The sequence below is a fragment of the Burkholderia sp. AU30198 genome, assembly GCF_020419825.1.
Taxonomy (GTDB): domain Bacteria; phylum Pseudomonadota; class Gammaproteobacteria; order Burkholderiales; family Burkholderiaceae; genus Burkholderia.
This window is the reverse complement of the sequence record NZ_JAIZSA010000060.1, coordinates 1-538: the sequence shown is the minus strand read 5'-3', so window position 1 is coordinate 538 and position 538 is coordinate 1. Positions and strand designations below refer to the sequence as shown.

General features: G+C 66.0%; 1 protein-coding gene. It reads right to left on the bottom strand.

Going from position 1 to position 538, the window contains the following annotated elements; all coding sequences use genetic code 11:
* Positions 1–538: electron transfer flavoprotein subunit alpha/FixB family protein (locus LGN19_RS39480; protein ID WP_226220253.1), on the bottom strand; the 538-nt coding region annotated here is incomplete at both ends.

The following is a 538-nucleotide window of genomic DNA, read 5'->3' as shown; positions in this document are numbered from 1 at the left end:
GCCCAGTGCTGCCGACAGCTTGTCTGCCAGCGGCTCCAGCACCAACGCGAAGTTCTCGCCGCTGCCCAGACCGCGGCCGCCCGACACGATGATCTTCGCGCTCGTCAGTTCCGGACGGTCCAGCTTCGTCACTTCACGGCTCACGAATTGCGACTTGCCGGCGTCGGCTGCCGCTTCGATCTTCTCGACCGATGCGCTGCCGCCTTCGGCCGCCACCGGATCGAAACCGGTCGCGCGCACCGTAATGACCTTGATCGGATCGCTCGACTGCACCGTCGCGATCGCGTTACCCGCGTAGATCGGGCGCTCGAACGTGTCGGCCGACACCACCGCCGTGATCTCGGAGATCTGTGCGACATCCAGCTTCGCGGCGATACGCGGCGCGATGTTCTTGCCGTAGGCCGTGGCCGGCACAACGATGTGCGAGTAGCCGATCGCGACGCTCATCACCGTCGCTTCAACGTTCTCGGCCAGACCGTCTGCCAGCTGCGGCGCATCGGCCAGCAGCACCTTCGACACACCGGCGATCTTCGCCGCT